This window comes from Candidatus Viridilinea mediisalina (genome assembly GCF_002532535.1).
Classification (GTDB): domain Bacteria; phylum Chloroflexota; class Chloroflexia; order Chloroflexales; family Chloroflexaceae; genus Viridilinea; species Viridilinea mediisalina.
Map to the genome: position 1 here is coordinate 1 of NZ_NQWI01000079.1, position 8,750 is coordinate 8,750.

An 8,750-nucleotide genomic window follows, 5' to 3' on the forward strand; every position below is an offset into this window, starting at 1 on the left:
AGTTCAAACTGAGCAATGCGGGTCAGAATATCCTGAATGAGTTCCACGAAATCGCGCAGGATTGGCCCCTCGCCGGTGCGTTCAAAGTCAATTGGCCAAGCGTGAAGGGGGGTCACAAAGAGATTATCGCCGTGGAGATCGCCGTGGGTAATCGCCTTGCGCGGATTGGCGACAAGATTGGCCGTATGGTGGTGATCACTGAGCCAACGCAGCGGGTTGGTCAACGCTTGGCGCAGCGCTGGAAAGTACGCATCACGATCCAGTGCATGCCACTTCTGCATGCTCAAACTCAACTTACCGTGGAGCATCGCGTCATAGGCTTGGAAGATAGAACCATCTAGGGGTTGCACCCCAGTCTGATACCAACGCCCCCAATGTTGACGGTGAAAGAAATGCTGCAATGGCTGCAGGATGATACTAGGGTCATGCTCAGTACGATAGAACTGACTGAATGAGTGGGGGCCATCGCTGTTACTCACATCGGCATTCCCAACCAAGCCATAGATGACCCCACCCATGTTCCAGAGGTACTTATGACCGCGCATCTCTGGGCGGAAGAGTCCTCCCAAACCATGCTCAACATAGCGCCGGTAGTTCTCCACCTCACGCTCAATCTTCTGATGCTTGCCCAATTTCAGCACAAGGCGCACAGGTTGATGATCCACTTGGGTCAAAAAGATGCGGGTCTCACGGCGCAGGTTGGGTGAGGTAGTTGAGGCAAGAGGCGCATCGGAGGGGAGTTGCTCATCAACAATAGGAACAAGCACGACCCGTTGTGCATCAACAAAGAGGCGTCCGATCAGGTCATTTGCCTCATCTTCAGGGACATAGCGCTTATCCTCCATGAGACTCTGCCGAAGCGAGGTTAGGCTTTGCCCTCCATCAGACCACTCGATGTCAGTACGGCGAGCATCGCTGGTATAGCGGGCAATGGCATGTTTCGCAACCACCCGTTTTAAGGCCCGTTCAAGGACTTCAGGACCGTCCTCTTTGGCTACAAAATCGGCAGCACCATACTCATGGAAGGCATCAGCAGCATGGCGTACATGGCCAAAGGCGCTGTTGATGATCGTGAAGGCCGGGCGTAGTTCGGGAACCAATTCCAGACCACTGATGTCTTGGGTACTGGTGTCGTCGAGCAGACGCATATCCACGACGGCCAACTGGCAACAGTGCGCGGCTGCGGTGGTTATTGCTGCATCAAACAACGCCTGGCCCGTATCGGTTGGGGCAAAGGCTTGACAGCCCCATTTTTCAAGGAGCGCCACTGTCTGTTGGCGCAATTCGGCATCGTTATCTACCACGAGGACGCGCAGACCCGCGAGGGTGATAGGAGAGTGTTCGCCATTGATGGTCATGGTTCTGGCTCCTTGAGGGGCAAGGTGAAGGTGACGGTTACCCCTTGTTTGGGAGTAGCAAAGAGCCGCACCTTGCCGCCCATCATTTCGACCGCCGCACGGACGAAGAGGAGGCCAAGGCCACCTTCGGCCCCCTCAGGGCGGGCATGTTTGGTACTCACTGGCTCCGTCCAGAGTCTGGGCAAGATAGCTGGATCGATGTCTGGCCCGCTATTCTGCACCCGAACACGGGCGTATTGGTTGATTCGCTCAATGGAGATATTAATCTTAGCATCACCCTCACCCTCAGCCGCTTCGGCGGCATTACGCAAGATATGGAGCATGACCCGTTCGAGCAGCAGTGGAACGGCAACGATGTGGAGGTCGAGGGTACTTGGCTGGAAGGTGCAATGCAACCTCTCCGGCACATCGTAGTGATCGAGGTAGCTTTGCAGCCAGGTGTTGAGGGCGAGAACTTGCGATTCTGTAGCGCTAGAAGCCTTAACGAAGGTAACAATCTGTTGGGCCGCTGTAGCAATCTGATCAAGGTGGGGTTGGTGTTCAGGATCAACTTGATCCCTCAGCAGGTAGGCGCGGTTGCGAATAAGGGTAATCGCCTTGTTGATGTCGTGGCTAAACTCGTGGCTCCAGACGGTTGCCTCAGCCACAGCGGCATGAAAGCGCAGTTGGCTACTCTGGTTGGCCCGTTCGATAGCGATGCCAATGGCGCGGGCGGCGGCAATCGCCAACTCCTCATCGTCATGGTTAAAGGCGTTGAGTTGTTCACTCTCGAGTACCAAGAGGCCCAAGAGGTTGCCATGATCGGCCCCCACGAGGCTGACACAGAGTTCGGAGCGGGTGTGGCAATTGGCCTCGAGGTAGTCAGGGGCTTGGCTCACATCGCCTACATTTTCACATACAACTCGACGCTGGGCTAACGTCGTGCGGGCCACCCGACAGGCAATGGCCTTTGTGCGATCAATCCTGATTGAACAGTAGTAATCAAAATCATCCTTGAACGTGTAGTGTTGAGTACTATTAGGAGCAAAATTGAGGGCGCGTTCTTCATCATCATAGAGCATAAGGCAGATCTGCATGCCGACAAAGTTGGCACTCAAGGTGGCTAAGACCTTCTGCTGGATCTGCTCAATGGCGATGGTGGTACCAATTGCCTCGGTGATCTGCTTGGCAAGATCAAGCCGTTGCGTTTCACGCTGAAGCTGTTCAAGGTGAAGGGCGTCACGCACGCTGGCTACCGCAAAGGCGGCCATGGTCTGGAAGAGGGTCTGCTCTTCAGCGGTGAAGTGGTGGGTGGTGCGGTAGTTGAAGAAGAGTACGCCTACCGCCTCTTCATAGGCCACCAGCGGCAGTGCTGCGACGGAGACAATCTGCTCAATGTGGATAAAATCACCATAAAGGATAGGGTATTTGTGCAATTCACTGGCAAAAATCGGTTCCCCATACGCCATCACCTTGGCTACAGGACTCTCAGGATCAGCCGGATGTTTACTTGTGCGACCGGGATGCATCAGCCCGAATGAAGCGGAGTAGGGGATGATCTGTTGCTGCTCAGGTGCCTTGTACCAGAGGGTGATCGCGCTAACACCGGGGGCAACCTGGCGTGCGGCCTCAATCAGCGCTTTGAGCGTCTGTTCCAGATCAGAAGGTGCAACCACCTCTTGGGCAGCAGCCATGACCCTGCGCTGGTATTGTTGGCGGCGCAAATTGCCTAATGCCAGGGCAGCGGTGGCTGCCAGACGTTCGATCATCAGTTTGTGTACGTCGTGGTATGCACGAGGAAGGGGCGATTCAAGATCGATCACGCCAAGTACCTGGCCATCAAGCACAATAGGTACATCCAGTTCGCCGCGTGTTCCTGTGCTAGGTGAGTACTCGGCGAAGAAGCGCTCACGCCAAGGTGACTGCTGCACATCATCAATCAGACGCGACTGAGCATCACGAATGACAAGCCCCACAATCCCACGATCAATATTCTTTTCTGTTGTCTCTATGACTTCGTTATCAACCAGAAAGTATTGGTAGCGTATCTCTGTGGCGATACCATCATCTGCCGCTTCCCAGCCGCGCATAAAGATGGCCACACGGCTCTCGGGCAGGGCCAAGAGTTGGGAGGCTGCCTGCAAAAGTTCATGGATGAACTTTGTTTCAGCCGCTTTCCCTTCTTCCCTAGGACGCAAATTGAGCGCCACCTTGAGCAGATCGGCTTGCAGCAGCAACTCCTCCCGTCGGGCGCGATGGTAGGCTTCGGTGGTGTGGATGACTGCGCCAGCGAGATCGGCCAGTAGTTTGGCTTGGTGATGATCCTCAGTTTCAAGGCGCAGCGCATGGCGATAGTAGAGTTGAATGGTGCCAACGCAGATGCCATTTTCATGGTCGAAGATGGGGAACAGCAACGCCACAGCGTAGCCCTCACGTTCAAAAAAGGCGCGGGTTAGCGGATCGAGGAGATCGGCCTTGGGGTTCGTAAGCTCAATCGTTTCGCCTTGGCGCAACTGCTCATAAAGATCAGATGCCAGATAGATCGCTTCATCTTGGGTTTGGAGACCAGCGGAACCGATCTGAACTACTTCAAAGTGGTTTTGACCCTGCTGTTGGAAAGGCAGAATCAGCGCACAGGATGCGCCGGTGAGAGTGCATGCCACCTTACAGATGCGGTTGAGCGTAGCGGTTAAGGGTTGATCCGCCACCGAAGAGAGGGTTTGTTGGCTCACTTCGAGCAGTGAGCGGCTGGCCTGACGTTGCAGCAGCGTCTCATGCACCAAGGCAACCTGACTCAACAGGCGCTCAAGATCGGCGAGCGGCATGGTTGCAATGGGAACCAGATTGAAGAGATTGTCCACCACCAGCAGGCCAATAATGCGATCTGCCGCTGCAATGGGGAAGAGCGCATACTCAGCAGAGCCAAATGCGGCAATGAAGGGCGACGGCATGCGCTTTGTGGCCTCATCGTGAGCAACGACAGCGTATTTCCGTTCGTGCAGAACGGTAGCGAAGGCGTGGTCGGCACCGCGCAGCTTGATACGCATCCCCTGTAGATGCTCATCCACTGGTGTTGAAGGGAGCGCACCCTGATCAAGCTGCTTGAGGAAGGTTGTCAGGTTAACATTACGCTGCGCATCGCGCCGCCAACTCTGACGCGCTTGACGACCTTGCAGATGACCAACGCCATAGCGACCCACCAGCGTTGCCCCAGCATGATCCAATAAGAAGAGCATTGCGCGATTAAAGCGCAGACCATACTCAGCGGTGATGCTATTCAAAGCCAAACGCCACATCTGACCCTCATCAAGCAGCGCACGCTTGGGTAGCTCCTCGCCAACGCGCTGCAGGACGCTGAAGCGTCTTGCGGTGCGGTGTTCCGCCTCGCGTAAACGCGAGGCTTGCAAGGCCCCAGCCACATGATCGGCAATTGCACTAAGCAGCAGTCTGTCATGCTCTTTGAAGGCATGTTCCTGGGTTGTACTAGAGATCACAATGGCCCCAAACGCACGTTGACCAATACGGAGAGGAACACCAATCCAACTACGTGCTGGTAGACCACGTGGCTGGATAAGATGGTGCTGACGGAAGGCTTTGATCTCAGCTTCACTTGCCAAAAGAATCGCTTCGTTATGCTTAATAATGTGGCTTGTTAACCCACGACCATACGGAAAACTTTCTTTGCGATATAGTCTTCCATGGCGATACTCTAATTTCTTTTCGATCATATCTGTATGCTCGTTGTGAAAAGCCAAGAAGAAATGCTCAATCTGCATACTCTGCTTGATCAGCGCGAAGATCTCTTTAATCAGTTCGTCGCTAATCAGTTCGTCACTGCTCGTCTCAGTCGCGCACTCAGAGATATGCCGCCCAATCGCCGCCAAGAGTTCTACCTCTTTCCGGCGCTGTTGTTCCTGCTCATAGAGTTGGGCGCGCTCCAACGCCGCCGCTACAAGGCGCACAAAGAGCGCGAGTTGCTGCATCTCTTCACGGCGGATGGGGCGCGGGCGATCACCATTGTCCAACACCAATACACCCATGCGTCGCTCTTCCGACCAGAGGGGCAGAGCGATCCATTCGCCACTGGTGGGCCGATAGCCAGTTGCCGCATAGCGCTCCGTCAGGTAGGTTGGCCCATCGGGAAAGCCATGAAAGCGGTAGGGTTCGCGGCTTTGGGCAACTTTGGGCAGGTAGGGCGAATCGTGGTAGGCGAGGCGACAGCTCTGAAAATCCTCAATGCCTACATTGCCCACCTGCTCCACACCAACGAGCGTCTTGCCGTCACCATCAACCATCCAGAGGCAGACGCGGGTGAAACCAAGACGCTGAGCGCTCTTCACCACCTCTTGCGCCATTGCCGCTACATCCAATGGTCGCTGTGAGGCTTCGGCAATGGTGGCAAAGATGCGGAGCCAATCTCGCTCCTGCTGTACCTGGATCAACTCCCAGAGCGAGCGCAATACCAATTCCAGTTCAACAAGATCGAGGGGTTTGTGCAGGTAGCGATAGGCACCCGCACGGTAGGCCCGTAGCCCCGCTTCGTTATTGTCCGCCTCGGTAAAGACAATCGCTTGGCTGGTGGGGCTGAGGCGTTGTAGCTCGCTCAGAACTTCAATGCCATCGTGGACTGGCCCAAGGCGCATGTCAATCAGGAAGAGATCAAAGGGCGCTTCGGCCTGTGCGACTGCCGCATAGGCCGCCGTTTCGCTCTCGGCAGTGCGAACCAGACAGCGCAGATGCTCATTCCGCTCCAGCCAACGCTGGAGCGTGCGATTGAAGAGGGCGTCATCATCAAGAATTAAGATCCTGAACATGCTTCCTCCGGTAGTTCAAGCACAAAGGTGGTACCCCAGAGCATGAAACTCGCCTCAACAAAGACCCGTGCTCTAAGGGCTTCGGCGAGGCTGCGGGTGATGTAGAGCCCCAAGCCACTCCCCTGCTCGCTGCGCGTAGTAAAGCCCAAATCAAAGACGCGCTCCCAAAGTTCACGATGTAGCCCTGGCCCGTCGTCTTCGATCCTGATCTGTACCCATGGTTGACCATCACGCTTACAGATGCGTAGGTCTACTAAGATATGCCCCGGTTGCTGCCGATCGTGCAGGCTGATCTGCTGAATGGCGTTGAGCAACATGTTGAGCAGCATCTGCTGCACCTGAATCGCAGGCAGCACGAGATTCGGCAGAGCATCATCAATCCGTAGCCCCAACACAATCTTATTGCGGTCGGCCATGTCACGCACCAACTCAATCGTCTCGCGCACGGCCTGCTCCAGGGGTTGCTGCTGGGCGCGGGCCTGCACCATCACGCGCCCAAACATCTGCGCGGTCTCGCTGAGGCGGTTGAAGCCCAGACTCAGATCATCAGCAACCAGTTGCAATTGGTTCAGATCGCGGGTCAGGGCGGTGTGGCTGCGCCCATCGCTGGCCATGCGCTTGATACTCTGAAGTAACTCGCTCACTGTGAAGTTGACCGGGCTGAGGCGATGGTTCACTTCATGCACGAGGGCGCGGCTCAGTTGGCCCAAGAGGGCGAGGCGCTGGGTGTCGAGGGCTTTGCTATGGAAGCTATCCCGCTCAAGCAGCGTTGCGAGGGCAAGGGCTGTTGCAGCACTATACTCCTCCAGATGGGGGTTCAATTCGCGTTGGCGGGCGCTAAAGACAAAGAGGGCGTAGCGTTCGAGCAGTTGCACCGGCAGCGGAATGCCGCTACAGGCACGAAAGTCGAGCAGTGGGCGTAGGTAGCGCACTCGCGGATCGCTCGCTTGGACTGCGTTGATGCGGAAGTGATGGCCGTCCTCAGCCACATCGCGCACCGGGCTGTAGATCAGGTCAGCAATGGCGGCCTCGTTGAGCGGTGCACCACCCGCTGTGGCCACCAACTCAATCGTGCGCCGGACGGGATCGAGGCGAAAGAGAATGATCTTGGTGGCATGTGTGCGCTTGAGTTGGCGTTGCAGCAGCCGCTGCACCTGTTCCTGCAATGGCAGTGGCGTGCGGAGTACATCCAACAGACTCGGCTCGGCCAGATGATCAGTGGCGAGGTGGGGCGCTACAGGTTCAGGCGCAGCGCTAAAGCTCGTGTGGAGCAGATCATGCATGTCTTCAGGACGCAGCGGTTTGAGCAAAAGCGCCACACCCTGCCGACGCAACCCTTCCAGCTCATTGCCCGCAGCGCTACTGTGCGTCCAGTCGCTCATCAGAGCGCAACGCACCTCCGGCCAGCGTCTACGCACACCCATCAGCAACTCGGGGCCACTCATCGTAGGCAAGCCCCAATCGCTCAAGAGCAGATCGGGCGGATCGGCCTCCACCAAGGCAAGCCCCGCTTCCGCCGTGGCGGCGCTACGCACCTGATGCCCGGCCTGATGACACCAGCGCATCAGCGCCTCGCGGTGCAGCTCATCATCTTCAACCACCACCAAACGCCAACTTGGTTGCTGTGGCGGCAACGGCTCATCTGCTGGCGCTGGAAGTGGGGGGCGTGCCAGTGGCATGGTAGGGACCAGCGTAGCCCAATCGTGAGACCAACGCTGGGCGCGTGCCCGCAAGAGGCTTAAACCAATCTGGCGGTGTACCGTATCGAGGCGCTCAACCATCACACGCACACGATCGCCAATCCAGAAGAGTTCTTGGATCGGACGCATTTGGGCGCTCGCAGGCAGACGTGATTGGTGGAGCAACCCGGTAATGCCTGGTTCAAGCTCAATGAAGGCACCATACGGCTGCACCCCGGTCACACTCCCATCCACCAGCGATCCCAGCGGGTAGCGTTCCACCAGATCAAGCCAAGGATCGTGTTCAGCCAAACGCAGACTCAACTCAAGACGGGGCTCATCTGGCGTCCCCAGCAGCACCGCCTGCAGGCGATCACCGGGCTTAAAGCGCTCACGCCAGCGCTGAAGCTCACGACCACTCCAAGCCAACTCGCGCTCACGAATAAGGCCCTCACGCCCATCCTCTAAGCGCACCAGTAGGCCAAAGGGTAGTAGTCGTTCAACCGAGACGGTGATGGTATTCATGGTTTTTCATCCTGCCCTTTGGCGCTACGGAGGCTTCGCCTCACCTCAAGAAATTCTTTGTTAGCACGAAAAAGCCTTGGGTTGGCAGGCGACCTCGCGGTGGCTTCGACAGGCTGGCTTCGACAAGCTGGATTCGACAGGCTGGCTTCGACAGGCTCAGCCACCGAGCCAGCGGTGCGGTGGCTTCGACAGGCTGGCTTCGACAGGCTCAGCCACCGAGCCAGCGGTGCGGTGGCTTCGACAGGCTGGCTTCGACAGGCTGGCTTCGACAGGCTGGCTTCGACAAGCTGGCTTCGACAGGCTGGCTTCGACAGGCTCAGCCACCGAGCCAGCGGTGCGGTGGCTTCGACAGGCTGGCTTCGACAGGCTGGCTTCGACAGGCTGGCTTCGACAGG

4 protein-coding genes are annotated in these 8,750 nt (G+C 56.9%); 1 reads left to right on the top strand and 3 read right to left on the bottom strand.

Going from position 1 to position 8,750, the window contains the following annotated elements; genetic code table 11:
* The 3 genes from CJ255_RS14985 to CJ255_RS14995 form a co-directional block, all read right to left on the bottom strand.
* A partial coding sequence (locus CJ255_RS14985) for a phosphotransferase (protein ID WP_124681957.1) occupies positions 1–1,358 on the bottom strand: 1,358 nt, incomplete at its 3' end.
* A complete protein-coding gene (locus CJ255_RS14990) occupies positions 1,355–6,151 on the bottom strand; it encodes a GAF domain-containing protein (RefSeq protein WP_097644909.1) in 4,797 nt (1,598 codons plus the stop codon). The genes CJ255_RS14985 and CJ255_RS14990, both read right to left, overlap by 4 nt.
* On the bottom strand, positions 6,136–8,355 hold the full coding sequence (locus CJ255_RS14995) for an ATP-binding protein (RefSeq protein WP_097644910.1): 2,220 nt from the start codon (positions 8,353–8,355) through the stop codon (positions 6,136–6,138). Before CJ255_RS14995 ends, CJ255_RS14990 begins: the two co-directional genes overlap by 16 nt.
* Before the next feature lie 57 nt (positions 8,356–8,412).
* Here CJ255_RS14995 and CJ255_RS23620 point away from each other — a divergent pair.
* The coding region (locus tag CJ255_RS23620) for a hypothetical protein (RefSeq protein WP_165774733.1) at positions 8,413–8,750 on the top strand (338 nt) is incomplete at its 3' end.

Bases quoted from the DNA above. Each gene is read 5' to 3' on its own strand.
- CJ255_RS14990 (WP_097644909.1), bottom strand. From the start codon at position 6,151: ATGTTCAGGATCTTAATTCTTGATGATGACGCCCTCTTCAATCGCACG.
- CJ255_RS14995 (WP_097644910.1), bottom strand. From the start codon at position 8,355: ATGAATACCATCACCGTCTCGGTTGAACGACTACTACCCTTTGGCCTA.